The following is a 26,044-nucleotide window of genomic DNA, read 5'->3' on the forward strand; positions in this document are numbered from 1 at the left end:
TCAGATTCAAATCGTTTCACTTTCGTCAGCCAGCACCCAGTGCTGGTTGGCTTCATCGATGACATGCTTTTTCAAATTGGAGCTGCTTGACCAGCGTGCGATTTGCTCACGCAGGGCAGCACGCTTGGAAGCGTCGAGACTGCCGTCGCGGTCTGGATTAGGCACAGCTCCAACGAGAAGCTGGGTGTATGGATGCCTCGGGTTCTCCAGCAGCTGCACGGATTCCCCTGACTCGACAATTCGTCCTTCGTTGAGCACCGCAATTCGATCTGACAAGTAGCGGGCCGAGGCCAAGTCATGGGTTACGTACAGGATGGCGATCCCGCGCTCGTCGCGGAGCTTATGCAGCAGGTTCAGGACGCCAATGCGCACGGATACGTCAAGCATGGAAGTAGGCTCGTCCGCCAGGATGACACTGGGCTTGGCTGCCAGGACACGGGCGATGGCGATACGCTGGCGTTGCCCGCCGGAGAGCTCATGCGGGAAGGAGGAGAGCACGTCCGGGCTAAGCCCCACGGTGCTGACCAATTTGGCCATCTCGCTGCGCTTGGACTTGATCTCGGGCTGATGCAAGGCCAGGGAACGTTCCAGAATGTGCTCCACGCGGAAGGTCGGATTCAACGATCCGAAGGGATCCTGGAAGACCATCTGCACGTCACTCCGGTACTCGCGGGCGGCTGCGCCTTTGAGCCCGGCAATGTTCTGCCCATTGACCAGAACTTCACCGGAATCCGGAGTCTCAAGCAGGGCCAAGCAACGCGCCAATGTGGATTTGCCAGAGCCTGACTCCCCCACCAGAGCGACGATTTCTCCGCGCTGAATCTCCAAGTCAACATTCCTCAAAGCAGGAACCTTCTTGCGGCTGAAGAGCGATGAGCTGTTGTAGGACTTGCTCAACGCACGAATGTTCACGGCCGGGCTAATTACGGTCTTTTCTGTTGTCGTTGAAGTCATAGCGCTTCTCCTTGCGACAGCACTGGTTGATTACTCGGTGCAACCCAATGGCCTTCGCCGATGTCTTCCAAGTCCTGGACGTTCGTGAATTTGACGCCTTCTGCCAGTCCAGTGAGTTTGACCTTTGGTCCGCGCAACGGCGGGAACGCACCGAGCAGTGCCTGGGTATAGGGATGGCGGGAACCATGGCGCAGGATGCCTGATGGCGCCAGCTCAACAATGCGGCCTCCGTACATGATGCCAATGCGGTTCGAGAGTTCCAGCATCAACGACATGTCGTGAGTGATAAACAGGATGGCAAAGCCCAATTCTTTTTGCAGTTCACGGATCTGCTCCAGAATCTCTTGCTGCACCACCACGTCCAGTGCTGTGGTTGGTTCATCAAGGACCAGCAATCGAGGGTTCAACGCACAGGCCATGGCAATGACGATGCGCTGACGCTGCCCGCCAGAAAGCTGATGCGGGTAGGCGCGCAAACGCGCTGGATCAATGCGCACCATTTTCAGCAGCTCTTCAGCGCGCTGCATTGCTGCGGCACGGGTACCACCACGATGTGTGCGGATCACGTCAACAAATTGCTCGCCAATCCGGGTGACCGGATTCAGCGAGTTCATAGCTGACTGGAACACCATGGCGACATTGTTCCAACGCCATGCGCGAAGTTCTGCCTCGGCCATGCCCAACACATCTTTGCCGTCGAAGAGGATCTTGCCGCGGGTAATCCGGGCAGGATCTTTCAGTAAGCGCATGATCGAGTTGGCAATGGTTGACTTGCCACAGCCAGATTCCCCGGCCAGGCCAAAGATCTCACCGGAGTGGATGGTGAAGCTGACCCGGTCCGCGCCGCGCACGGCACGTTCATCGCTGACGTATTCAACAGTCAGGTCCTGGACTTCCAATACCGGGACGCTCATTTTTCTTCCTTTCGCGCAACGGTAGTTGCCGCGGTGCTCTTCGTTGCGTGTTTTGGACGGCGAAGACGCGGGTTGGTGATTTCGTCTACCGCGTAGTTGCACAGTGCCAGCGCGAATGCGACCAACGCGATAGCCAGACCCGATGGCACAAAAATCCACCATTGGCCGAGCATCAAAGAGCCGTCGCTGGTGGCCCAGAACAGGTTGGTGCCCCAGGAGATCGTATTGACATCTCCCAGGCCGAGGAATTCAAGACCGGCCTGTGCGCCAATGGAACCAATGATGCAACCAAGCAATGTGGTCATTACCACCGAAGCCATGTTGGGGAGCATTTCGCGGACCATAATGCGCAGCGGGCGCTCACCCGATACCAGAGCCGCGGCAACATAGTCTTTTCCGCGGATGGACATGGCTTGGGAACGCATGACACGCGCGCTGCCCGCCCAACCGGTAATCACCAGGACAACAATGACCGTGCCAATGCCAGGAGGCATGAAAGCCGCGAGGATCACGAGCAATGGAAGCCCCGGAACCAAGAGGAAAACGTTGGTGACCAAGGACAGCACTTCGTCCAGGCCGCGCCCGAAGTAGGCTCCGCTCAGACCGACCAGGACACCAATTACGGTAGAAAAGATGCCAGCGGAGAAGCCGACAAATAGCGAGGAGCGTGCTCCCCACAAGGTGAGCCCCAGGACATCCTGGCCCTTGCTGGTGGTGCCCAGCCAGTGTTCCATGCTCGGCATGCTTGCACCGGCGTTGGTAATGCGGGATGGGTCTCCGGGAAAGATCACGGGAGCAAGCAAGGCCAAGATGATGAAGGCCAGCAGGATGCTGAGGCCAGCTACAGCCTTGCCGTTGCGCAGCAAGGTCCGTACTAATCTGGCGGCACTGATGCGGGCGCGCGCGGAGGTGCTCTCTTCGGCTGCTTGCTCCGCGACGAGGGTCTGAGGATTTGTTACATTCTGGCTCATGATGATCAGCCCTTCCGCACACGAGGGTCAAGCCTGACGTAGACCAGGTCTACGAGGAAGTTTGCAATGAGCACCGCAGCGGTGATGGTCAAGAACATGCCCTGCATCAGCGGGTAGTCAAGGCCTTGGACCGCGCCGAGCAGCTGATAGCCAACACCTGGGTAAGCGAACACCACTTCCGTCAGCAGCGCACCGCCGACAATGAACCCGATGCTCATGCCCATGCTGGTGACCGACGGCAGCATTGCATTGCGTGCTGCGTAGTTCAGCATGATGCGTTGCGGACGCAAGCCCTTGGCCTCGGCCATCAAAATGTAATCTTCAGAGTTGGTGGCAATCATGGTGTTTCTCATGCCCAGCATCCAACCGCCCAACGAGATCAGAACGATGGTCAAAGCGGGCAAGACCAGGTGTGCCGCTACGTCCAGGATGAATTCGAGATTGAACCCCGGAACCAGGCCAACAGAGAAGGCATGGCGCATCGGTGCAATCCCCATGTTGATTCCAAAGATGTACAGGGCGCCCATGGCTAGCCAGAAGTACGGGAATGAGCCGATGAACACCAGCAGTGGTGGTGCCACGGAGTCCAGGAAGCCACCGCGGCGCCAGGCCGCAAGGATGCCCAAGAGATTGCCGAGGATCACGGCGAAGATCAGTGCCGTTAATCCAAGCAACAGGGTCCACGGCAGCTGCGAGGCAATGACCTCGGAGACTGGAGTGGGGAAACGGGAGATCGACATCCCAAAGTCGCCAGTCAGGATGCGGCCAAGATAGCCAAAATATTCAGGGATGATGGGGCCGCCGTCAACGCCCATCAACGTTCTAAGTGATTCGACTTGCTGCGGCTCAAGTCGTTGCTGCGATCGCGATAGCATGCGGGTGACGGGATCACCTGGCATCAGCTTCGGGAGCAGGAAGTTCAGGGTGATGGACGCCCAGAAGGCTAGGAGATAAAAGCCCAGGCGTCGTAAGAGGAAACTCATGATGTGTGTCCTTGACTAAGGATCGCAACGCAGTGGGCGGATGGCATCCGCCCACTGCGGGGGAAATGTTGCTAATTCGCTGGTTCCAGGCTGGTGAGCACAAGAACAGTGGTTGGTGCCCGGTTGCTCAGAGTCGCGTAAGGGTTCTCTTCAGTTGGCCAGCCAACGAAATTCTCGGTGGTGTAGGCGCCCCACTCTGGGCCAGCGAACAGTGGAACGACTGGTGCCAGTTCGCTGTAGCGTGCCTGCAGGTCATTTACGACCTGCTTTTGTTCGCCTTCATCGCTGGCAGCAACGAATTTGCTAAGCAGCTCATCTGCTTTCTTGTCGCTGAAACGGTGGTAGTTATCGAAGGTTTGCTTGCCTACCGGCTTCACGTTCTGGCTGCCCATGAGGTTCAAGTAGTACTGGTACGGGGTTGGCGCGTTGGCAGTCCAAACGATGCCAGTATCAAACTCACCAGTTTCGTAGCTTGCGGTCACTGCTGCCCAGTCAGGGGAATCGACGGTTGCCTTGATGCCTACATCCTGGAGGTTCTGGGCGATGATGTTCGCTACAGAGAGCCAGTCAGAAGAGGTTGATCCTACAGAGATGTCAAAGGTGAAAGGCTTGCCAGCAGGTGTCGTGCGCTGGCCCTGTGCGTTCTCCTTGTAACCGGCCTCGTCAAGAAGCTTCTTGGCTCCTTCAACATCATGCTTGGTCCAGTCGCACTTCTCTACCACTGAAGCGTCGCGCCATTTGTCGTAGTTGCCTGACAGGCCGGTGCAGTCTGCTGGTTCGGTGTAGGCAGACATGCCAACCTTGACTACCTGTTCACGGTCAACTGCCATGCTCAGCGCCTTGCGCACACGAACATCGGAGAATTCCTTCTTGGTGGTGTTCAGCTGCCAATTGATTTCTGCGCCTGTGGTTGGGAACCAAAAGTGGCGGTGCTCTGGATCCTTGTCCACGTACGTGGATTGGATATCGGGCATGTACGTTTGCGTCCAGTCAACGTCACCGGAGATGGCAGCCAAGTTGGCACCGTCGTTTCCGGCGAAGGCGAGCATGCGAATGCCACCGATTTTCTGCTTTTCTGGTTGCCAGTAATTCGGGTTCTTCCCCAGTTCAAAGGACTGTGCCTGGAAGTTGGCAACCTCGGTGTATGGGCCGGTGCCGATTGGCTCCGGGTTCTCCTCATTTCCAGGCTTCTTGAACTTGGACCAGATATGCGCCGGAACGATAACTTGCTGGCCCAGTTCATACAAAGCCGGGGTGTAGGCCTTCTTGAAGGTGAACTCCACGGTGGAGTCATTTGGAGTCTGGATGGACTTCAAATAGTCGTAGCTGCCAAGTAGCTTCTTCTGCAGTTCTACGGAAAGCTTGACGTCCTTGGAAGTCAGCGTGCTGCCGTCAGAGAACTTAACGCCTGGACGCAGGTTGAAGGTCAAGGATTTGCCGTCCTTGCCTGCGCTCCAGTCAGTGGCCAGCCACGGCACGGTGTCGCCACCTGCTGGGTTGTAAACCAGCATGGACTCATAGATGGACTGGCCGGTCATCGGCGCAGCATTAGGCGAAAATGGGTTGAAGTTCCTGGAGAAAGTTCCCATGTCTTCCCGCGGAATGGTGAGGAACGCGGCGCTTGCTGAAGCCCCGCCTCCTTCAGTTCCGCCAGGATTAGAAGCGACGCACCCGCTCAAAGCGAGTGTGCCGACCACAGCGGTTGCCGCCACGGCAAGGTGCGCGCGGCGTAAGTATTTGATTATCATTGAAGTTCCTCATCCATTCATGTGATGTGTAGCGGAGGGGAAGCTCATCTTTGGCCGTGCATGGCCACAGATGAACGAATGCGTGGAGGGCAGCCGATGGTAATTTGGCGATTCTCAATCGGTGAGCCCTCTACCATTTGATTCAGTAGAGACACCCCTGCCATACCCAATTCTTCAAAGGGCAAGGCAATGGTTGTCAGTTTTGGTCGCATATGCGGTGCCAGAATTTCTTGATCATCAAATCCGACGATTGAAATATCTTCTCCCACACGCAAACCACGTTCTTTAATTGCGTCATAGGCGCCCATAGCGATCCGGTCATTTCCGCAGAAAATTGCGGTTGGCGGATCAGTCTGGCTTAGTAACGCTTGCGTCCCGTGATATCCGCTATCAGCTGTTCCATCACCGGGGACGATTTTTGTATCGTCTGGTTCTATCCCGTGGTCACGCAGGGCCTGCTTCATACCGGTTTGGCGCCCGATTTGTGCAGGGATCCCCATGGCAACGGTGATATGTCCAATGTTGGTGTGCCCGGCCCTAGCAAGAATTTCAGCAGCAGCGTAGCCGCCACCGATTTCATCCGGGACTATTGACGGAAACTCACCGTCAGCGTCGAAACAATTGACCAGTACACAGGGAACTAATTTTGCGTTGTCCGGCACAGTGATTTGACGGTGCCAAGTGGTTGCAATGATCAATCCACCGACTTGCTGTTCCAGCAGCTTCTCCACGGCACGTTGATCCATGCCGGGTTCATCATCGCTAGGCGCGACGAGTAGAAAATTTCCGTCTTTCCATGCTGCCTGTTGTGCTCCTTTGATCACATCAGTTGCGAAGGGCGACGTCGCAATTTCGGTGACCAGACCGAACCAAGAGCTGCGTTTGCTGGCCAAGGTTCGTGCGGCTGCGTTGGGGCGGTAGCCCAGTTCGCGGGCCGCCTGGTTGATTCTTTCTCGCGTGGTTTCAGGGATGCTCGATTCCGTCCGTCCATTGAGTACAAATGAAACCGTTGTTCGGCTGACTCCGGCTGCCTTGGCGACATCGGCCATGGTGACGGACTGCTGGGACATGTCCCCTCCTCCCCTATGAGATCACTGCGTATCCTGCCGTGCAAATGATTTGCTAACACGATTCAGTAACGCGCGTTACTACGCTGAGAAATAAGGTAACTCACATCACTTAGGAGTGTCAAGAAGGTTGGTCCGACCGGATGCAAACCCATTGTCCCCGCAATTTTTAGCGCGCAAAACCCTAAATCGCAAGCAGGAGCTCGTAGTGCTTTCATGATCCTGTGTAGGGATTTCGCAACCAGTAGCAACCAAACGGCACTACACAATTCACGACGGAACATGGAACGCATTCCACGCAAAGCCACTAGTGGGACGTCCAAGAAAACGGTGTAGATTTTTTGAAGCCAGCGCAAAAAGACGGACGTAGCTTCGTTCAGTTTCGCTTCATGGAGTCGCGTTCAATGAGCGGCATATCAATCTGGTGCTCGCCAGGCTCCAGGCTTCCCTCGAGCAGCAAATCTACAGCAAGGGCACCCATTTCCTCATAGGGAAGCCGGATAGAGCTCAGCTGCGGTCTCAAGTAGCTGGCAATGATCTCATCATCGAAGGAGAGGACCGACAGATCCGCTCCCGGGGTCAAGCCCTCTTCGGCGAGCGCTTGGAAGACGCCCATGGCCACACGGTCGTTGGCACAAATTATCGCTTCGGGCTTGTACCCCTCGGAAAGCATCTGCGTAGTGGCTTGGTACCCGTCAGTGGGGTTCCAGTCGTCGAGCACCCAGTGACCGAGAACTTCCAGGTTCGCTTCAGACAAGGACCTTCGCAGAGAGCCAAAGCGGCGCGTGATGCTGGGATACGTCCTGGGATCTTTTTCAGCGCTTCCCAGCTCGCCGATGACTGCGACGCTGCGAGCACCGGATTCAACGACATGCCGGACCGCTTTAGCGCCAGATTCATTTTCATTGGGAAGAACCGCGGTGCAGGGGCTGTCATCAATGCCGTTGACCAGAACGGTGGGTAATCCAGTCTGGGGAATCTTCAAATCTCGCTGACGGGAATCCATGAATCCAAGAATGAGCCCGTCCACATCTCGGTGTGCCATCTGCTTTATGGCTTCAGCCATTTGCTCAGGTTTGCCAAAGGTCTCAGCAATGAGCACCGTATGCTCTCGACTTTCCGCCGCGCGCAGGATGCCAGTGATCATTTCCGAAGCGAAGCGGGTGACCGTCACCTGGTCGGAAATAAAGCCAAGTGTGCGCGTCTTGCCACTGCGCAATGATTGGGCCGCGGCATTTGGACGGTACCCCAGTTCCTTTGCCACCCCGCGGACTCGTTCCGTTGCCTCAGCCGACAGCCGCGATCCCGGCTTGTTATTCAGAATCATGCTTACTGCCGCTTTGGACATGCCCGAGGCTTCTGCCACATCGGCTAGTGTGACCCGTTTTGCTTTGTGCGATTCCACGTTTCCCTCTTGCGAATGACCTAAATGCAATTATTCGACCCTAGCCTATTGCCGGGCTTGGATCACACTGCTAGAGTTTTTTGCTAAATGCATTTAGCACCACTTATTGAAGGATGGCATCGTTGCCCAAAACTCAGCTGGTCGCGGTGAAGCGACCACAACTGCACTTCACTGCGAAGAAAAACTGGATCAATGATCCCAACGGATTGTTCTTTGATGGAAAGCAGTACCACATGTACTTCCAGCACAATCCCAATGGCGTTGGCCACGGCTACATGTCGTGGGGCCACGCAGTGAGCACCGATCTGGTGAACTGGGAAGAATTGCCCATCGCCATCCTGCATGGCGATGTCGCTGACATCTTCTCGGGGTCCATCGTGGTGGACCACGAAAACACCAGCGGCTTCGGCGACGGCACAGTTCCACCGGTTATTGCCATCTACACCGCAGCGGCCAAGGACGAGTCCAACCAGTCCCAGGCCATCGCCTACTCGCTAGATGGCGGGGAAACCTTTACCAAGTACGAGCAGAACCCTGTGCTTGACCGTGGTTCCAAGGACTTCCGTGATCCCAAGGTCATCCGCTACGAATCCGAGCGGGGTTCCTACTGGGTCATGGTTGCTGTTGAAGCCATCGAACGTCGAGTGCTGGTCTATCGTTCCGAGAACTTCAAGGACTGGACCGAGCTATCCAGCTTTGGTCCTCAGTCCGCCATCGCAGGAATCTGGGAATGCCCAGACCTCTTCCAACTGCCAGTAGCCGGCACCGACCAGCTCAAGTGGGTACTGATTGTTTCACTGAACCCAGGCGGCGTTGCCGGCGGCTCTGGTACCCAGTACTTCATTGGAGAATTCGATGGCACCTCCTTCACCCCTGATCAGGATCAACAAGTCCGGGATAGCTTCGAATTCGAATCCTTGAAGCAAGGCAACTGGCTGGATTGGGGCCGCGACTTCTATGCCGGCGTCAGCTTCCACGGCCTGCCAGCAGACCAGCAGACTGTCATTGCCTGGATGAGCAACTGGGATTACGCCCGGGAACTCCCCCATGATGGATGGCGCGGATCCATGAGCACCGCCCGTCGCCTCGACCTCGTAAAGAATTCTGACGGAAAGTTTGAGATTCGCCAGTGCATTCTTGGATTGCCGGCAAGCGAAGTTGCTGCTTCTGTTGCTCCAGCTGGCGAAGGCCGTATCGAGCTAGGCTCCCCTGCCCTGCTTGAGTTGGCTGTTGGCGGCGACGCGAATGGATCAGCGGCCCTTTCCCTGTTCCGAGCCGATGACACACTTATCAGTGAACTCACCATTGAATCCGAATTGATTCAGCACCGCCGCGAAACAGGCAAGGTGGATCACGAGCTCTACGCCTCCAACCAGCGCATGCCGTTGCCAGCAGATACGGGTGAACTAACTGTGCAAGTTTTGGTGGACCACGGATCTGTAGAAATCCTTGCGGCTAATGGCCTGCGTTCCCTGACGGATCAGCTGACCGGTGAAGAAGCACCAGCCTATGCGACGCTGCGCGTAGCAACCGGAGCGAGTGTGACTTTCAAAGTCCTGCCACTCTCGGATAAGTCAGTGGAGCTCAACGCATGAGCCGCATCAACGTATTAGGCGAATCCCTCGTCGACGTTGTTGGCGATAAAGCTCATCCAGGCGGTTCTCCGCTGAATGTCGCTGTCGGACTGGCTCGGCTGGGCCACGAAGTTCAGTTCTATACCGAATTCGGACAAGACGCCTACGGCAATCTAATTGCTGAACACCTTGGGCAAGCTGGGGTGCATGTTGCCGCAGGCTCAGTGACTGAACGCTCCACATCCGTGGCACTGGTGGAGATGGATGAGCATGCCAATGCGCACTACAGCTTTGATATCCACCAGCAGATCCCTTCGGTTCCAGTTGCTGAAGGCGCGAATCTGCTTCACACCGGTTCAATTGCGGCGTGGATTGAACCATCAGGCGAACGCATTGTTGACGCTTTCAAAAATGCAGCGGACGAGGCGCTCCTAAGCTACGACCCAAACCTGCGCCCTGATCTTGTTGAGGACCGAGATTCAGCACTACAACGTATCGAATTGCTCATGAGCTTGAGCCATATCGTGAAGCTCAGCGACGTCGATGGACAGTGGCTCTATCCAGATCTAGACGCATGGGAAGTTCTGGAGCACGTAGCTAATCTCGGTCCAGCTTTGGCAGTGATGACTCAAGGCGGAGACGGGTGCTTGGCTCTTTCGTCAGGTCAGCGGTTCGATGTTGCTGCTTCACCTACCAATCTGGTTGACACCATCGGTGCAGGCGACGCGTTCATGTCCGGGCTGCTCTTTGGGGTTCTGGACAATCCTGGATTAGTTGAAGCACTTCGTAACGACGTGGCTGCCGACTCTGATGAGGTTGAAGATGCACTTCGTCATGCATTAACCTCAGCTGCACTGACCGTGGCCCAAGCCGGAGCCAATCCCCCGTGGATTCAACACTTCTCCCTCGCAATTTCCAAGTAACTTCGCTTCATAGCTTTCACGAAAGAATCCAGGACAAAGATGGCTGGCTTTACAACAACTCTGAAAAATCCCACTTACCGCCAAAGCTCATTCTCGATGCTCTTATTCTTCGCATCGTGGGGCATCTGGTGGTCCTTCTTCCAGATTTGGCTCACGAGCGAATCAGCTGGACTGGCTTTGAACGGCGCCCAAGTGGGTACCGTCTACTCGGTGAATTCACTGGCAACACTGGTTTTGATGTTTGCCTACGGAGCCATTCAGGACCGTCTAGGCATTAGAAAGCATCTGGCCGTCATTTTGGCTTCCGTGACCGCGCTGGTGGGTCCGTTCTGTACTTGGGTTTATCAGCCTCTGCTGCAATCGCACTTCATGACTGGCGTTATTTTGGGTGCCATCGTGCTGTCGATTGGATTCCTTGCAGGTGTTGGCCTATTTGAAGCCTTGACCGAACGCTTCAGCCGTCGATTCAACTTCGAATACGGGCAGGCCCGCATGTGGGGATCCTTCGGCTACGCCGTCGTCGCGCTGGCCGCTGGCTTCCTTTTCACCATCAACCCGGCACTGAACTTCTGGATTGGTTCCGCTCTGGGCTTGATCCACCTCTTGTTGCTGGTCTTCTCCCGCACTGGTGAACCACCGGTGATCAAGAAGACTGCAGTTGAGGGAATCTTGTCTCCTGCTTCAACTCCGACGATTCGCGATATGCTCAGGCTCTTCCGGTTGCCGAGCCTCTGGCTGATCATTCTCTTTGTGATGCTGTCCTGGACTTTCTACACTGTCTTTGATCAGCAGATGTTCCCTGATTTCTACACCGGGCTCTTTGAGACTCCGGAGATTGGCCAGCGGGTCTACGGCATTCTGAACTCAGTCCAGGTCTTCCTGGAAGCCGCCATGTTAGGCATCGTGCCCATCATCATGCGCCGTGTTGGCGTTCGCACTTCGCTGCTCCTGGGCGTTTCAATCATGTTCATCCGCATCCTCGGATGCGCCCTGGTTGATGATCCAATCTGGGTTTCGGCCATCAAGATGCTGCACGCCATCGAGACTCCGCTGTTCATCTTGCCCGTTTTCCGTTACTTCACTTTGCACTTCAACCCCGCTCTGTCGGCAACCTTGTACATGGTTGGGTTCCAAGTGTCGGCACAGATCGGCAACGTCATTCTGTCCACTCCCCTCGGTGCCCTTCATGACCGCATGGGATACCAGCAGACCTTCATTGCCATCTCGGTCGTTGTTCTGTTTGCTGGCGTGTACGGATTCATTGCCCTAAAGAAAGACGATCAACAGGTTGACGGTGACCCATTCATGCGGCACTCAAAAGCTGCAGTTGACGCATAGCTCACCTAGCTAAGGACAACTGCTGCAACAAGGGCGGGCATCCATCAAGACTGATGGTTGCGCGCCCTTACGCCTTCGGCAACGACCTACTCGTTCAGGTACCAAGGCGGGGTCGGCAGTGAGTCCCGTTTTTCCTAACGAACGCAGTTACGTAAGCGCCTAGCGGGTACATCTGACGGTAACTGCGGCGAGAAGTAGAAGCAACAATGGCACGGCATCAATTGATGCCGTGCCATAAGTGTTGTCACCAACAATTATCCCAATGACTCACGAGAGCGTACATCTCATGGCAATCGAAAAGATCTCGGTCCGTTTGTTCGACGAGCAGTTCGAAGATGAAAAGTATGATTCTAGTTCAGAACAATGTTGGTCACTGGCTGAGACGAGTCTGTCGCGAAGTCCAGCCCCGATGGAGCAACTCCATCAGCCACTAACTGCGCGCCGAGAGCCGCAACCATGCCACCATTGTCGGTGCACAAGCTGAAAGGTGGAACCACCAAGGCAATACCCGCTGATGTGCACCGAGCCGCGAGCAACTCGCGCAGTCGAGTATTTGCCGCAACTCCCCCGCCAAGAAGCACCGTCTTCAGACCATGCTCTTGCATTGCCCGGACAGCCTTGGACGTGATCACGTCAACAACGGCTTCCTGGAAGGAGGCAGCGATGTCTGCCACTGGAATTTCTTCCCCGTTGGCTTCGAAATGCTCTACGCAGCGAGCAACTGCGGTCTTCAATCCGGAGAATGAGAAGTTATGGCGGTGCTTGCCAGGATTCTCTTCGCTGCCCACAAACTTAGGCAGGGTCAGTCCTCGTGGGAAGCGGAAAGCCTTGCGGTCTCCGTCCTTGGCTGCCTTATCGATGGCAGGTCCACCCGGGTATCCCAGACCTAGCAGGCGAGCAGTCTTGTCGTACGCTTCACCGGCTGCATCATCAATGGTGGAACCCAGCAATTGCACGTCGTTGGTCAGCGAGGCGACCTTCAAGATTTCGGTATGACCACCCGATACCAACAATGCGCCGAAGGTCGGTGGCAGCACGGTTCCTTCAAGCACTCCAACACCAACGTGAGCCACGAGGTGGTTGATTCCGTATAGTGGCTTGCCGGTTGCCAGAGCCAGTGCCTTGGCGGCCGAGACTCCCACCATGAGTGCGCCAGCTAGTCCGGGTCCGCTGGTCACGGCAATGGCGTCAATGTCGTCGAGAGTTAACTCAGCGGTGTCCAAAGCAGACTGCAAAGTGGGAACAAATGCTTCGAGGTGCGCACGCGCAGCAATCTCGGGAATCACTCCGCCGAAGCGTACGTGCTCATCCATGGAGCTAGAAACTGCGTTGGCCAAGAGGCGGTTACCGCGCACAATGCCCACACCAGTTTCATCGCATGAAGATTCAATGCCTAGAACAATAGGTTCGGTGGTGCTCATGCTTTGTGTTCTCCCTCTTGTCCCTGCAGGGCATCCAATTGCAGTCTCATGATCAATGCGTCAATGCCGCCCTTGTAGTAGCCCACGCGCCGATGAATGGTTACAAATCCCATTGATTCATACAGTCCAATTGCCGTTGGATTATCAAAGCGGACTTCCAGCATGACATCCAACGCGTTGCGTTCTTTGGCCGTTTCAACAAGAAGCGTCAGCAGCTTGCGGCCCAGCCCCTGCCCCTGGAATCCAGGGCTGATGGCAATTGTCTGAACATCGCTGATCGGCAAGACAGTGCACAGACCGGCATAGCCAATGACCTTGCCGTCGCTCTCATACACCCAATAATTGCGAGTTTCGCTTTGTGCCAGTTCGGATTCGAAGGCAGCCAGTGGCCAGGCATCCTCTGGGAACAGCTCAGTCTCCAGCTGGTGGACCTCAGGGATATCGCTGACGGCCATCTCACGAAGAGTCACGCTCATGCCTTGGCCTGCTTCATGAAGGCAGGAACTTGGGCGTCCGACTCTCGCAGGTACTGCGGCGCTGTGTTGGCCAGGTCTTTTCCTGCGGCCAGATCGCGCATGCCTCGCTGTGCCAAATTCGCAGCGTCCGCAATCCAGTCAAAAGACTGCTCTTGCGGGTTCGCTCCAGCTTCTCGAAGCTGCTCGGCATAGATCCCTGCACCAACGCCGAAAACAGGTAGCGCTGTCAGCGTTGATGCCTCCGCTACATGCGGGCCGTCAACGATCTGACCGGTTTGGTCGTAGCGAGCCCAGTACACTTCTTTGCGGCGTGCGTCAGAGGCAACGATAAATTCTGCCGGAACGCTATCCGTTGCAAGTACTCGTTCGGCGAGCGCGTGGAGGGACATCACGCCATATACCGGGATGTTCCAGACGAAGCTGAAAGTACGTGAAGCAACAAGGCCAACGCGAAGCCCCGTGAAGGGACCTGGGCCAATGCCAACAAAAATGCCGGCCAGATTTTGGCCTTCTTCTCTGTTTTCGTCCAGCAGGTCACGCACGTAGGAGGCCAAGGTTTCTGTTTGGTCATTGCCTTTGGGCGAAGTCTTCTGGGCGATAACTGAACCAGTCGTGGAATCGACCAGTGCAACAGAGGCGTGCGCCGAGGTGTCGATGGACAGATAGTTAGGCATGCTTCTCTCCGGTGCGCTGTGCATTGATAGCAGAGCGCAGGTTGTCTTTCAGCTGGGCGAAGTTTTCCGAGTCCCAGCGTGGTCCGATGGCTTTGAGAGCGAACTCCCTGGGCTCATCCAATTCTTCTTCGGATTCTTCCCATGGATTCTCTACGGCTACGGCGTTGACCTCGCGGTCCAGGGTGATTTCCAGACGCGAATCCGTAAGATGTTCCACCTTGCCCAGGCCCCACTCCACGACAGTGACCGATTCAGCCAAAGTGGATTCAAGGTCGAGAGTGTCTACGTCATTCTGATCTTTCAGACGGTAGGCATCTACGTGAATCAAGGTAGGACCATCAGCCAACGACGGGTGCTGGCGTGCCAGAACGAAGGTTGGCGAGATGATTCCTTCACGGACGTTCAGCCCAGCGCCCAGCGATTGGGTCAGGGTTGTCTTGCCGGCACCTAATGCGCCGGTGAGGATCACAAGATCTCCAGCCTTCAGGTGCTTGCCTAGCGCTTCGCCTAAGGCTTCGGTCTGCGCGAGGTCAGTGAGCTGGCAGGCAAATTCTTTAATCGCTTCATTCACCGGCTTCACCCCAGCTGCCTTCCACGTAATGGCGCGGCACTCGTGGCGAAATTCTCGTCACTACTTCGTAATTGATGGTGTTGGCAGCATGGGCCCAGGTATTCACCGATTGGCCTCCTGCGCCAAAGATGATTGCTTCTGCGCCCAAGTAGTCTTCAGGGGAGATTTCTGGGCCAAGGTCGATGACGCACTGGTCCATGGCAATGCGACCGCGCACCGGATAGCTGCGTCCTTTCACCGTCACCGGTGCTCCGGTGGCAATGCGTGGCAGACCATCCGCGTAGCCCATAGGAATCAAGCCCAGGTAGGTTTCGCCTTCGGTTTTGTAGTTCAGTCCATAGGAAACACCTTGCCCGGCATGCACCTTCTTGACGTTGGCCACTCGGGTGACCAGCTTCATGGCTGGGCGCAGCCCAAAACTATCCGGCGAATCATTTTCGAATGGGCTCAGTCCATAGAGGCCCAGGCCGAGGCGAACCATGTCATGGTGCGTATCAGGGCGGGAGAGGATGGCTGGGGTGTTGGCGATATGGCGGACTTCCAAATCGAAGCCTGCCGCTTCCACCAGCTCAATGGCCTTGCTGAACACTTCCAGCTGCTCATCGGTTTCCGGCCGTTCTGGCTCATCTGCCACAGCGAGGTGGGAGAACAGTCCAACCACGCGCAGCAGCCCTTCTTCCTGGAAGACGCTGGCGCGGTTGAGCAGATCCGGGAAGTCATCCATAGTGGATCCGTTGCGTCCCAGCCCGGTATCAATTTTCAGATGAATGCGGGCCGGGGTTTGCACCGAGCGCGCCGCGGCAGCTACCCGTTCTAGCTCCCATCCGGATACGCCAAGGTCGAGGCTGGCATCAACGGCAGCCTCGAATGGGGTGTCTTCGGTATGCAACCAGGCAAGCATGGGGGTTTGGATCCCGGCCTCGCGAAGAGCCAGGGCTTCGGTGACATGTGCGCAGCCGATCCAGCTGGCACCGCCTTCCACTGCCGCTTTGGCCACTGGGATAGCACCGTGGCCGTAGGCGTCTGCTTTGACGACGGCCATGACTGCAGCGGGGGCCACCAAGTCGGAGATCTGCTTGACGTTGTTGCGGATGGCGGACAGATCTATCACTGCGCGCCGTTCAAATCCGCTGGCCTGTGCACTGCTGGTACTGGTTGTCACGTTGCTTACTTCAAGTGCTTCAGAGTTCACCTAATCATCTTCCCACTTTTCTTTTGCCGTTGCTGTGTTGCGACCTGCGCGGTTGAGCACATCTGCGTTTTAACGCTAGAAGGGGCGGGCCGGAGCATCATGAGATGCTTCGGCCCGCCCCTTGGGAGACGGTTGGCTTGTGCGTCTAGCGCAGGCTCTTCAATTCGTCGCGGATCTGAGCGAGCAGTTCCAGCTGGGGATCGATTTCTTCCTCTGGCTCTTCTTCGCCGGCGGCGCGGCGAGCAGCGAGGTGGTTGTTCAGCTTCTGCATAGGCATAACCAGTGCGAAGTAGACAGCTGCGGCGATGAGCAGGAAGTTGACCAGTGCGGTCAAGAAGACGCCGAACTTGATGTCAACCCCGTTGATGTTCAGCAGCAGGAAGCTGTCGAAGTTCGGGGAGCCTACCAATGCGGCGATCAATGGCATCAGCACATTGTCCACAAGGGCGGTAATCACGGCACCGAAGGCAGCACCGATCACAACAGCAACGGCCAGATCGACAACGTTGCCCTTCATAATAAAATCGCGGAAACCTTTAAGCATGTTTAGAGCATACACAGGCGAATCACAGGATCAAGCACAAATTCCCATATGAAATCGATAAGTTAGGCAAACTCTCAGCTTTTGTTTCCCTGCCGATGAGCTGGTGATTTTTGATCTTCAGATCAGATTTTCCGCAACAGCATTCGCCGCACCGAGTGATCCGCTGATTTCCTGAGGACCAGCTGGGCCCGCCCACGGGTCGGCAGCACATTCTCTTTCAGATTCGGCTCATTGATCCGCTTCCAGATTCCGTGAGCTGTTTCGCGCGCCTCTTCATCGGTCAACTGCGAATAGCGATGGAAGTAGCTGGCCGGATCCGCGAAGGCCCCGGAACGCAATCGCATGAATCGGCTGATGTACCACTCTTCAATGTCATTGGTGCGCGCATCGACGTAGACGGAGAAATCGAAGAAGTCGCTCAGCGCCAGGCCCACGGTTCCGTCCGGGCGGGTACGTGCAGGCTGCAGAACGTTCAGCCCTTCGACAATCAGCACCTGCGGGCTGCGCACCACATTGCGCTCCCCCGGAACGATGTCGTAGGTCAGATGCGAGTACACCGGGGTGCTGACTTCCGGCACGCCGGACTTCACTGCGGAGACAAAACGCAGCAGCGCACGGCGGTCATAGGATTCCGGGAAGCCCTTGCGGTGCATGATGCCACGCCGCTCCAGCTCGGCGTTGGGGTACAGGAAACCGTCGGTGGTAATGAGCTGGACGTCGGGTGTTTGCGGCCAGCGGCGCAGCATTTCCTGCAGCACGCGGGCCGTCGTTGACTTGCCGACAGCCACCGAGCCGGCCACGCCGATGACAAACGGCGTGCGAGAGGTCTGCTCCCCCAGGAAAGTAGTGGTGGCCTGATGCGTCGCTCCGGCGCCTTCGACGTAGAGATACAGCAGGCGGCTCAGCGGCAGGTAAACGTCCCGGACCTCCTGGAGGTCCAGTTCATCACCGAGGCCACGCAGCCGTTCGATGTCGGAGAGGTTCAACGGCTGTTCCATTTGGTCGGAGAGCCGCGCCCAGGTCTCGCGCTCAAGGTCGACAAAAGGCGAGATGGGTGTTTCAAGTGTTCCGTGTGGTTCCACGAGGTCAAATTCTGCCAAGAATATGCTCCACATCCCAATTAACAGGTTCTTGCGTCAGTTATCTGCCGTGGCCCGCACGCCACCGGGGTGAGCCACTGCACATCGTTTTTTGAGGGGTGAAACACGATTGTTCCCGTCGTTGGGCATTGAGCCGGTAGGATTTTACCCATGTGCGGAATTGTTGGATATGCAGGAACCTCGAGCCGAGTCACCGACCACGGTGCCCTCGACGTTCTGATTGAAGGTTTGCGCCGGTTGGAATACCGCGGCTACGACTCGGCTGGTGTCGCAGTTGTCGCCGATGGCGCTATTCACTCTCGAAAGAAGGCCGGCAAGCTGGCCAACTTGGAGAATGAAATTGCTGAAGCTCCACTGCCCCAGTCGATGACTGGCATTGGACATACCCGTTGGGCAACCCACGGTGGGCCGAGTGATGGCAACGCCCACCCACACCTCGCCGATGGTGGCAAGCTTGCCATGATCCACAACGGAATTATCGAGAACTTCGCTAGCATCAAGGCCGAGCTGCTCGCCGAAGGCGTTGCTTTCCTCTCGGAAACCGACACCGAAGTTGCAGCCGCCTTGCTGGGCAAGATCTACACCAACGAAGCCGAAGGCGATTTGACCCGTGCCATGCGCTTGGCCGTTCAGCGCCTGGAAGGTGCCTTCACCCTGTTGGCCGTCCACCAGGACCACCCAGGTGTTGTTGTGGCGGCTCGCCGCAACTCGCCACTGGTCCTCGGCTTGGGCGACGGCGAGAACTTCCTGGGATCCGATGTTTCCGGCTTCATCGACTTCACCCGTCGTGCTGTGGAACTGGGCCAGGACCAGATTGTCACCATCACCCCTCAGAGCCACTCCATCATCGACTTCAACGGCACCCCTGCAGAGGGCAAGGAATTCACCGTTGACTGGGATGCAGCCAGCGCCGAGAAGGGCGGCTTCGCCTCCTTCATGGAGAAGGAAATCTTCGACCAGCCTGCAGCTGTCGCCGACACCCTGCTGGGCCGCTCGGACGCTAACGGCCGCTTGACCCTCGATGAGCTTCGCATCTCTCCCGAGGAGCTGGCGAAGATCACCAAGATTGTTGTCCTTGCTTGCGGCACCAGCGCCTACGCCGGCACCGTAGCAAAGTACGCCATCGAATCCTGGTGCCGCATCCCGGTTGAGGTCGAGCTCTCCCACGAGTTCCGCTACCGCGAACCGATCGTGGACGAGAACACCCTGATTGTGTCCATCTCCCAGTCAGGCGAGACCATGGATACCCTTATGGCTGTGCGCTACGCCAAGGAACAGGGCGCCAAGACCCTGTCCATCTGCAACACCAACGGGTCCACCATCCCACGTGAATCCGATGCGGTGCTGTACACCCACGCAGGTCCGGAAATCGCAGTGGCCTCCACCAAGGCCTTCCTGGCACAGATCACCGCGACCTACCTGCTGGGCCTGTACCTGGCGCAGCTGCGCGGCAACCTGTTCTCCGGCCAGATCAAGGACATCCTTGCCGACCTGGGCAAGATCCCTTCCAAGATCCAGGACATCCTGGACCGCGCTGAAGAGATCAAGACGGTGGCCCGCAAGATGGCTGACACCCCATCGGTGTTGTTCCTGGGCCGCCACGTTGGCTACCCGGTAGCAATGGAAGGCGCCTTGAAGCTCAAGGAAATCGCCTACATCCATGCAGAAGGCTTCGCCGCTGGCGAGCTCAAGCACGGTCCGATCGCCCTGATCGAGCAGGACCAGCCGGTTTTCGTGGTGGTTCCGTCCCCACGCGGCCGCGACTCCCTGCACTCGAAGGTTGTCTCCAACATCCAGGAAGTTCGCGCCCGCGGTGCAAACACCCTGGTGATCGCGGAGTCCGGCGATGAGGACGTCCGCGCCTACGCAGAGTTCGTCTTCTACGTGCCAGAGACCCCAACCCTGCTGATGCCGCTGCTGACCACCGTTCCGCTGCAGCTGTTCGCTTGCGAGCTGGCTTCAGCCAAGGGCTATGACGTGGACCAGCCGCGCAACTTGGCCAAGTCGGTGACCGTGGAGTAATCCACGCGTCGCCCCACGCAAAGAGTCCACACCATTTTGGTGTGGACTCTTTGCTGTTAACTCAAGAAATCGCTGCAGGACTTCTAGCTGGCGTCGTGGTCGGTTTCCAAGACTGCCGCCAGTGCATCCAACGCGGTTTGCGCACCGGCATCTTCGCTGCGCAGCACCACCACTTCCCCGTGCCCGGCGCCCAGGCCCATCAGGGTCAGGATGCTGCTGGCATCGCCGGCGTCTTCCGCCGGCTCGCCCTGGCGCGCAATGGTGATGTCAAAGTCGTAGTCGCTGGCGGCCTCGGCGAAGATCGCAGCCGGACGTGCGTGCAAGCCGACGCTGCTGCCGATGGTGGCTGTGCGTTCAATCATGGTGTTGTTCCTTTTCTGGTTGTTGGTTCGTGGCGAGCTTCTTGGGCTAGAGCCCGAGCTGATCGAGAATGGGCAGACCTGCGCGCACCTGCTGCTGGGCTTCCTGTGCGGTACGCGCGTTCAGCGCCACCTCGGCCAGTTCCTGCGCCTGCGCCAGGGTGATCGAGCGCAGCACCGAGCTGACCGCGGGAATCGAGCGTGCGCTCATGGACAGGGTGGCAACACCCAGGCCCGCCAGGACCACCGCCATGGCAGGATCGCCGGCGGACTCCCCGCACACGCCGACCGGGCGCTGGCCCGCCAGCTGCGCGCCGTCCACCGCGTGCTTGACCAGCTGCAAGACGGCAGGCTGCCATCCGGTATTCAGCGCGGCCAAGGAACCAAGCTGCCGGTCTGCGGCCATCGCGTACTGGGTGAGGTCATTGGTGCCCAGCGAGGCGAACTGCACCGGTTGCAGCACATGCCGGGAGTTGAGCGCCGCGGAGGGCACCTCGATCATCACCCCGGGAGTCCTCAGCCCGGCGTCAGCGCACATCCGCGCAAAGGCTTCGGAATCCTCGACGGTGGAAATCATCGGGGCCATGACCCAGACCTCGGCGCTGCTCCCGGCAGCGGCCTGGGCGATAGCCTGCAGCTGGCGCTGCAGCACTCCGGGGTTGCTCCAGTCCGTGCGATAGCCGCGCACGCCCAGCGCGGGATTCGGCTCCGTCGAGTCGGTCAGGAAAGGCAGTGGCTTATCAGCGCCGGCATCCAGGGTGCGGACCACGACCTTCTTGCCGGCAAAGGCATCGAAGACCCCGGCATAGGCGGCAGCCTGTTCCTCCACGCTGGGCTCGCTATCGCGTTCCAGGAAGCAGAATTCCGTGCGGAACAATCCAACGCCTTCGGCGCCGTCGGCAGCGGCTCGGCGGGCGCTATCGGCGCCCCCGACGTTGGCCAGCAGCGGCACCGCGTGCCCATCGGCGGTGGCACCGGTGCCATCGAAGCTCTGCAGCTGGGCCGAGGCCTGCCACCGTTCGGCAGCCTGGCGCTCGGGCTGCCCCGGTTCCAGATGGATCTCTCCGGTGGCGCCATCCACATAGATTTCGGCATCCGCCGGGATCTGCTCGGCGCCAGCAGCGGCCACCACCGCTGGAAGCCCCAGCGAGCGGGCGATGATCGCGGTGTGCGATTGCGGACCGCCTTCGGAGGTCAGCAGGGCCAGCACCTGCGCGGGATCCAGGGTGGCCGTGTCGGCGGGAGCAAGGTCCTGCGCTACGAGGATGAACGGGGTGTCGCTGTGCGGAATGCCCGGGGCCGGGGCGCCGCGCAGCTCGGCGACGATGCGCTGGCGCACGTCCAGCACGTCGGTGGCGCGTTCGGCCATGTACCCGCCCAGGGCGCCCAGCTGGGTGGCCACGGTCTGGGCTGCGTCCCAGATGGCCCGCTCGGCAGAGATGCCAGCTGTGATCTTCTTGGCCGCGGTCTTGAGCAGCATGCTGTCCTTGGCCATGAGGGCGGTGGCTTCCAAGACGGCCTTGGCATCGCCCTGGGTGTGGCTGGCCCGGTCTTTGAGCTGTTCATGCACGCGTCCAGCGGCCACTTTCAGCTGCGCAATCGCGTCCTCGGCTGAGACATCTGGTGACAGCCGCTGCTCGGCGTGCGGTTCTTGAACCGGTTTCGGCATGTGGCGGATTGTTCCGATAATGCGGCCGGGGCTGACCCCGACGCCCTTCAAATTTTGCATGGTCGTTCCTTGTCTTGGCGCGGGCGCACCCATCCCTGCTGCAGTGCGGGTGCGGTGCGGGTTTCGCGATAAGTTCTTGGCGTTTGCGCGATGCTGTGATTCAATTCATATAACAGCGCTATAAGTGATAGGGTAACGCTTATGAGTTCCAATGACCAGTTGCCTCCGAAAACTCGCCTGCTGCAAGCAGCCACCGAACTGCTGGCGAATGCAGGCAGCGAGCCGGTGTCGACTCGGCAGATCACCAAACTCGCTGGTGTCACCGCACCAACCCTTTACCACCACTTCGGAGACAAGGAAGGACTGTTCAATGCAGTAGTCACCGCAGGTTTCGAAGAGTACCTGGCAGGCGAACGAGCCATCAATTTGGATTCCAATCCAATCGAGGACATTCGCCGCCTCTGGGATGGCCATGTGCAGTTCGGCCTTGATAAGACCCACCTTTATCTGGTGTTGTTCGGCAACATCCGCCCCGAGAGCCGCCCGGCAATCGTGGCAGAGGCTGAACAGCTGGTGGCCGAACGGCTTAACCGCGCGGCCATAGCCGGACAGTTGAAAGTTCCACCGCATGAAGCGGCGCGCAGCATCATGGCCGCCAACGTCGGCGTCACCCTGATGCTCATCGCCGAATCAGCGGACCGGAGAAATCTGGAGTTGTCCACGATGACGCGCGACTCCATGATCCAGGCCGTGTTCAATGACGAAGCGCACGCCCAGTTCTCTGAACCCACCAATCAGTCCTCCGTCGTCGTTGCCGCCATTGCCTTGAATGCGGCACTGCAGTCTTCGAACTCCAACGAGCTATCCAGTACAGAACTCAAGCTGTTCTTGGAATGGCTTCACAGGATCTCTTCCTCCGGATAGCCTCGAAGTCCCACGACCACCCATAATCTCCAGATCTACTACCCGCCCACGGGCGAATTCTTAGGATTAGTCATGGAAACAGAAACGGTTGAAAAACCACGCGCCGGCTTGAGAGTCGGTGTCCAGAAGTTCGGCACCTTCCTCTCGGGCATGATCATGCCCAATATCGGCGCATTCATCGCCTGGGGCCTGATCACTGCCCTGTTCATCCCGAAAGGCTTCCTGCCGAACGAGCAGCTGGCACTGCTGGTGAGCCCGATGATCACCTTCCTGTTGCCGCTGCTCATCGGCTATACCGGCGGACATGCCATCCATGGTTTGCGCGGCGGCGTTGTCGGCGCCGCGGCAACCATGGGCGTGATCGTGGGTACCGATATCCCGATGTTCATTGGCGCGATGATCATGGGCCCGCTGGCGGCTTGGGTCATGAAGAAGCTGGATGCGCTGTGGGACGGCCGCATCAAGCCCGGCTTCGAGATGCTGGTGAACAACTTCTCGGCGGGCATTGTTGCCGCCATCATGGCCATCATCGGCATGCTGCTCGTCGGCCCAGCCGTCAAGGCCTTCAGCCAGGGCGCAGCCACCGCAGTTGACTTCCTGGTCCAGCATGGCCTGCTGCCGCTGACCAGCATCCTGATCGAGCCGGCCAAGATCCTGTTCCTGAACAACGCCATCAACCACGGCATCCTCACCCCGCTGGGCACCGAGGAATCATTGAACGCCGGCAAATCGATGCTGTTCCTGCTCGAGTCCAACCCCGGCCCGGGCCTCGGCCTGCTGCTGGCCTACACGGTCTTCGGACGCGGCATGGCCCGCGCCTCGGCTCCTGGTGCCGCGCTGATCCAGTTCGTCGGCGGTATCCACGAGATCTACTTCCCTTACGTGCTGATGAAGCCAGTAATCGTTCTGGCTCCGATCCTCGGCGGCATGACCGGCGTCTTCACCCTGGTGGTGACCGGTGCCGGCCTGCGATCGCCTGCGGCTCCTGGCAGCATCTTGGCCGTATTCGCCGCGGCGTCCTCGGATAGCTATCTCGGCGTCACCCTCTCGGTGCTCTTTGCCACCATCGTCTCCTTTGTCGTTGCAGGGCTGATCCTGAAGCTGAGCAAGAACACCGAAGGCGACGAGCTGGGTGAAGCCACCTCGAAGATGGAGGCCATGAAGGGCAAGAAGAGCTCGGTAGCTTCTGCTTTGGTTTCCGCGGCCGCTACCTCCGGTCCAATCCGCACCGTCGTTTTTGCTTGCGATGCGGGCATGGGCTCGAGCGCCATGGGCGCTTCGGTACTGCGCAACAAGATCAAGGACGCCGGCTTTGGCGACGTCAAGGTCACCAACTCGGCCATTGCCAACCTGACCGACACCTACGACATCGTGGTGACGCATCAGGACCTCGCGGATCGCGCGAAGCCGAAGACCGGAAGTGCCACGCACGTCTCGGTGGACAACTTCATGAACAGCCCTCGCTATGACGAAATCGTTGAGCTGGTGCGCACGAGCAACACTGCCCCAGCTGATGCCGCGCCTGCCGAAACCGTCCCGGCGGCTCCCGCTGCTGCGGACTCAGCTTCCGAGGACGAGAATGCCGAAGCCCAGCCAGCCCACGAGGTTCTGGCGGCGGATGGCGTGGTGCTCCAGGGCACCGCGACCGAGCGCGATGCAGCCATCGACGAGGTCGGCCAGTTGCTGATGCAGCGTGGTTCCGTGGACGCGGACTACGTGTTGGCCATGCACGAACGCGAGACCTCGGTGTCCACCTACATGGGCAACTTCTTGGCCATCCCGCACGGCACCAATGACGCCAAGGAGCACATCAACCACTCGGCCGTCGCCGTCGTCCGCTACCCGGAAGGCATCGACTGGGGCGGCAAGGACGTGAAGTTTGTCGTGGGTGTTGCTGGCTTGAACAATGAACATCTGAAGATCCTGGCCTCCATCGCCAAGATCTTCACCAACAAGGACCAGGTCGCCCAGCTGGAGCAGGCCACCTCCGTCGAGGAAATCCTTGATCTATTCGGAAAGGTCAACACCAAGTGAAAGCCGTACATTTTGGAGCGGGAAACATCGGCCGTGGCTTCGTCGGCTTGCTGCTGCACGAAGCCGGCTATGAGATCGTCTTCGCTGACGTAGCGGCAGAGCTCATCGACAGCCTTGCCGCTGCCGAGAGCTACACCGTGCATGAAGTTGGACAGGAAGGACAGGACAAGGTCGTCACCGGCTTCAGCGCCCTGAATTCCGGTTCGCAGCAGGCCGAGGTCATCGAGCAGATCGCCACGGCGGACCTGGTGACCACCGCGGTGGGCCCGCACATCCTGAAGTTCGTCGCCCCGGCCATCGCACAGGCCCTGGCCCAGCGCCCAGCCCAGCTGGCTCCATTGCATGTGATGGCCTGCGAGAACGCCATCAATGCCACCGATATCCTGCAGCAGGAAATCCAGGGAGCATGGGAGGGCACGGAGCAGGAACTGGCCTCCCGCGCCATCTTCGCCAACACCGCGGTGGATCGCATTGTCCCGGCACAGGCACCGGGGCAGAACCTGGATGTCACCGTTGAGACCTTCTACGAGTGGGTCATCGACCGCACCCCGTTCAATGGCGACGAGCCAGCGATCCCCGGGGCAACCTTCGTTGATGAATTGCTGCCTTACATTGAACGCAAGCTGTTCACCGTGAATACGGGACATGCCAGCGCAGCGTACTTCGGCGCCGCAGCGGGAATTGAGAAGATCTCCGATGCGATGGCTGATGAGCAGATCTCGCAGAAGGTGAATGCAGTCCTGCAGGAGACCAAGTCGCTGCTGGTGACCAAGCACGGACTGGATCCAGTAGCGCAGGAAGCCTATGTGCAGAAGATCCTGACCCGCTTCACCAACCCGCGCCTGCCTGACACCGTGGGCCGCGTGGGCCGTGCGCCAATGCGCAAGCTCAGCCGCCATGAACGATTCATCGGCCCAGCTGCGGACCTGGCTGAACGCGGAATGCCAACGTCTGCCTTGTCTGTGGCCATTGCCGCGGCTCTGCAGTTCAACGCACCAGGAGATGAAGAGGCCGTGGCCCTGCACCAGATCCTGGAAAGCCAGTCCCCTGATGAGGCCACCGCCTCGATCACCGGACTAGAGCCAGAGCATCCGCTGTTCGCTCAGGTCAGCTCGCTCATCGCTGAAGCTGTCTAGCAGCAGCAGGGTTTGTGCAAAACCGCGGGGTTCCGCGTTGCCATG

General features: G+C 58.3%; 23 protein-coding genes. 7 read left to right on the forward strand and 16 right to left on the reverse strand.

Annotated elements, in window-relative coordinates; all coding sequences use genetic code 11:
- Positions 1-6: 6 nt before the first annotated feature.
- The 7 genes from H6F58_RS13475 to H6F58_RS13505 all read right to left on the reverse strand — a co-directional run bounded on the left by H6F58_RS13475 (position 7) and on the right by H6F58_RS13505 (position 8,042).
- On the reverse strand, positions 7-954 hold the full coding sequence (locus H6F58_RS13475) for an ATP-binding cassette domain-containing protein (RefSeq protein WP_146275669.1): 948 nt from the start codon (positions 952-954) through the stop codon (positions 7-9).
- On the reverse strand, positions 951-1,868 hold the full coding sequence (locus tag H6F58_RS13480; protein WP_146275671.1) for an ABC transporter ATP-binding protein: 918 nt from the start codon (positions 1,866-1,868) through the stop codon (positions 951-953). The genes H6F58_RS13475 and H6F58_RS13480 overlap by 4 nt, the downstream gene beginning before the upstream one ends.
- Positions 1,865-2,839 carry an ABC transporter permease gene (locus tag H6F58_RS13485; protein ID WP_146275673.1) on the reverse strand — a complete coding sequence of 325 codons (975 nt, stop codon included), beginning with the start codon at positions 2,837-2,839 and terminating at the stop codon, positions 1,865-1,867. The genes H6F58_RS13480 and H6F58_RS13485 overlap by 4 nt, the downstream gene beginning before the upstream one ends.
- Before the next feature lie 5 nt (positions 2,840-2,844).
- Positions 2,845-3,822: an ABC transporter permease gene (locus tag H6F58_RS13490; RefSeq protein ID WP_195181951.1), complete on the reverse strand. Its 978-nt coding sequence runs from the start codon at positions 3,820-3,822 to the stop codon at positions 2,845-2,847.
- Positions 3,823-3,893: 71 nt separating this feature from the next.
- The gene (locus H6F58_RS13495) at positions 3,894-5,570 is read right to left on the reverse strand and encodes an ABC transporter substrate-binding protein (protein ID WP_146275677.1); all 1,677 of its coding nucleotides are present in this window, start codon (positions 5,568-5,570) and stop codon (positions 3,894-3,896) included.
- A gap of 44 nt (positions 5,571-5,614) precedes the next feature.
- Complete coding sequence (locus H6F58_RS13500) at positions 5,615-6,640, reverse strand: LacI family DNA-binding transcriptional regulator (protein WP_146275679.1); 1,026 nt, start codon at positions 6,638-6,640, stop codon at positions 5,615-5,617.
- Between the two features lie 373 nt (positions 6,641-7,013).
- Entirely contained in the window at positions 7,014-8,042 is a 1,029-nt protein-coding gene (locus tag H6F58_RS13505; RefSeq protein ID WP_146275681.1) for a LacI family DNA-binding transcriptional regulator, read from the reverse strand.
- A 122-nt stretch (positions 8,043-8,164) separates the two neighbouring features.
- On the opposite strand from H6F58_RS13505, the gene H6F58_RS13510 reads away from it, so the two are divergent.
- The 3 genes from H6F58_RS13510 to H6F58_RS13520 are packed head-to-tail and all read left to right on the forward strand — an operon-like array spanning position 8,165 to position 11,877.
- The gene (locus H6F58_RS13510; protein WP_186468086.1) at positions 8,165-9,637 is read left to right on the forward strand and encodes a glycoside hydrolase family 32 protein; all 1,473 of its coding nucleotides are present in this window, start codon (positions 8,165-8,167) and stop codon (positions 9,635-9,637) included.
- Entirely contained in the window at positions 9,634-10,539 is a 906-nt protein-coding gene (locus H6F58_RS13515) for a carbohydrate kinase (RefSeq protein WP_146275685.1), read from the forward strand. Before H6F58_RS13510 ends, H6F58_RS13515 begins: the two co-directional genes overlap by 4 nt.
- A gap of 39 nt (positions 10,540-10,578) precedes the next feature.
- Complete coding sequence (locus H6F58_RS13520; protein ID WP_146275687.1) at positions 10,579-11,877, forward strand: MFS transporter; 1,299 nt, start codon at positions 10,579-10,581, stop codon at positions 11,875-11,877.
- Between the two features lie 350 nt (positions 11,878-12,227).
- Here the strand turns inward: H6F58_RS13520 and tsaD are convergent, their stop codons facing one another.
- The 7 genes from tsaD to coaA form a co-directional block, all read right to left on the reverse strand.
- Positions 12,228-13,298, reverse strand: coding sequence for a tRNA (adenosine(37)-N6)-threonylcarbamoyltransferase complex transferase subunit TsaD (tsaD, locus tag H6F58_RS13525; RefSeq protein ID WP_146275689.1), 1,071 nt, complete (start codon positions 13,296-13,298; stop codon positions 12,228-12,230).
- Positions 13,295-13,774 (reverse strand): ribosomal protein S18-alanine N-acetyltransferase, encoded by a 480-nt coding sequence (rimI, locus tag H6F58_RS13530; protein WP_146275691.1) that lies wholly within the window; start codon positions 13,772-13,774, stop codon positions 13,295-13,297. The genes tsaD and rimI overlap by 4 nt, the downstream gene beginning before the upstream one ends.
- Entirely contained in the window at positions 13,771-14,448 is a 678-nt protein-coding gene (gene tsaB, locus H6F58_RS13535) for a tRNA (adenosine(37)-N6)-threonylcarbamoyltransferase complex dimerization subunit type 1 TsaB (RefSeq protein ID WP_195181952.1), read from the reverse strand. The genes rimI and tsaB overlap by 4 nt, the downstream gene beginning before the upstream one ends.
- A complete protein-coding gene (gene tsaE, locus H6F58_RS13540) occupies positions 14,441-15,019 on the reverse strand; it encodes a tRNA (adenosine(37)-N6)-threonylcarbamoyltransferase complex ATPase subunit type 1 TsaE (RefSeq protein ID WP_060703438.1) in 579 nt (192 codons plus the stop codon). The genes tsaB and tsaE overlap by 8 nt, the downstream gene beginning before the upstream one ends.
- Complete coding sequence (gene alr / locus H6F58_RS13545) at positions 15,012-16,181, reverse strand: alanine racemase (RefSeq protein ID WP_236995183.1); 1,170 nt, start codon at positions 16,179-16,181, stop codon at positions 15,012-15,014. Before alr ends, tsaE begins: the two co-directional genes overlap by 8 nt.
- A gap of 175 nt (positions 16,182-16,356) precedes the next feature.
- Positions 16,357-16,755: a large conductance mechanosensitive channel protein MscL gene (gene mscL / locus H6F58_RS13550; RefSeq protein ID WP_146275697.1), complete on the reverse strand. Its 399-nt coding sequence runs from the start codon at positions 16,753-16,755 to the stop codon at positions 16,357-16,359.
- Between the two features lie 122 nt (positions 16,756-16,877).
- Positions 16,878-17,837 carry a type I pantothenate kinase gene (gene coaA / locus H6F58_RS13555; protein ID WP_060703439.1) on the reverse strand — a complete coding sequence of 320 codons (960 nt, stop codon included), beginning with the start codon at positions 17,835-17,837 and terminating at the stop codon, positions 16,878-16,880.
- Between the two features lie 168 nt (positions 17,838-18,005).
- Here coaA and glmS point away from each other — a divergent pair, with 168 nt between their 5' ends.
- Positions 18,006-19,877 carry a glutamine--fructose-6-phosphate transaminase (isomerizing) gene (gene glmS, locus H6F58_RS13560; RefSeq protein ID WP_146275699.1) on the forward strand — a complete coding sequence of 624 codons (1,872 nt, stop codon included), beginning with the start codon at positions 18,006-18,008 and terminating at the stop codon, positions 19,875-19,877.
- Positions 19,878-19,960: 83 nt separating this feature from the next.
- Here the strand turns inward: glmS and H6F58_RS13565 are convergent, their stop codons facing one another.
- Both H6F58_RS13565 and ptsP read right to left on the reverse strand, forming a co-directional pair.
- Positions 19,961-20,239, reverse strand: coding sequence for an HPr family phosphocarrier protein (locus H6F58_RS13565; protein ID WP_146275701.1), 279 nt, complete (start codon positions 20,237-20,239; stop codon positions 19,961-19,963).
- A 46-nt stretch (positions 20,240-20,285) separates the two neighbouring features.
- The gene (ptsP, locus tag H6F58_RS13570) at positions 20,286-21,965 is read right to left on the reverse strand and encodes a phosphoenolpyruvate--protein phosphotransferase (RefSeq protein ID WP_195181953.1); all 1,680 of its coding nucleotides are present in this window, start codon (positions 21,963-21,965) and stop codon (positions 20,286-20,288) included.
- A gap of 141 nt (positions 21,966-22,106) precedes the next feature.
- Between ptsP and H6F58_RS13575 the strand changes: the two genes are divergently transcribed.
- From H6F58_RS13575 to H6F58_RS13585, 3 genes are all read left to right on the forward strand, one after another.
- Positions 22,107-22,829, forward strand: a complete 723-nt coding sequence (locus H6F58_RS13575) for a TetR/AcrR family transcriptional regulator (protein WP_060702193.1) — start codon at positions 22,107-22,109, stop codon at positions 22,827-22,829.
- 72 nt (positions 22,830-22,901) lie between these two features.
- A complete protein-coding gene (locus H6F58_RS13580; protein WP_146275705.1) occupies positions 22,902-24,863 on the forward strand; it encodes a PTS mannitol transporter subunit IICBA in 1,962 nt (653 codons plus the stop codon).
- Positions 24,860-25,999, forward strand: a complete 1,140-nt coding sequence (locus tag H6F58_RS13585) for a mannitol-1-phosphate 5-dehydrogenase (protein ID WP_195181954.1) — start codon at positions 24,860-24,862, stop codon at positions 25,997-25,999. Before H6F58_RS13580 ends, H6F58_RS13585 begins: the two co-directional genes overlap by 4 nt.
- Positions 26,000-26,044: the final 45 nt, after the last annotated feature.

Source organism: Glutamicibacter sp. FBE19 (assembly GCF_015524875.1).
Lineage (GTDB): Bacteria > Actinomycetota > Actinomycetes > Actinomycetales > Micrococcaceae > Glutamicibacter > Glutamicibacter halophytocola.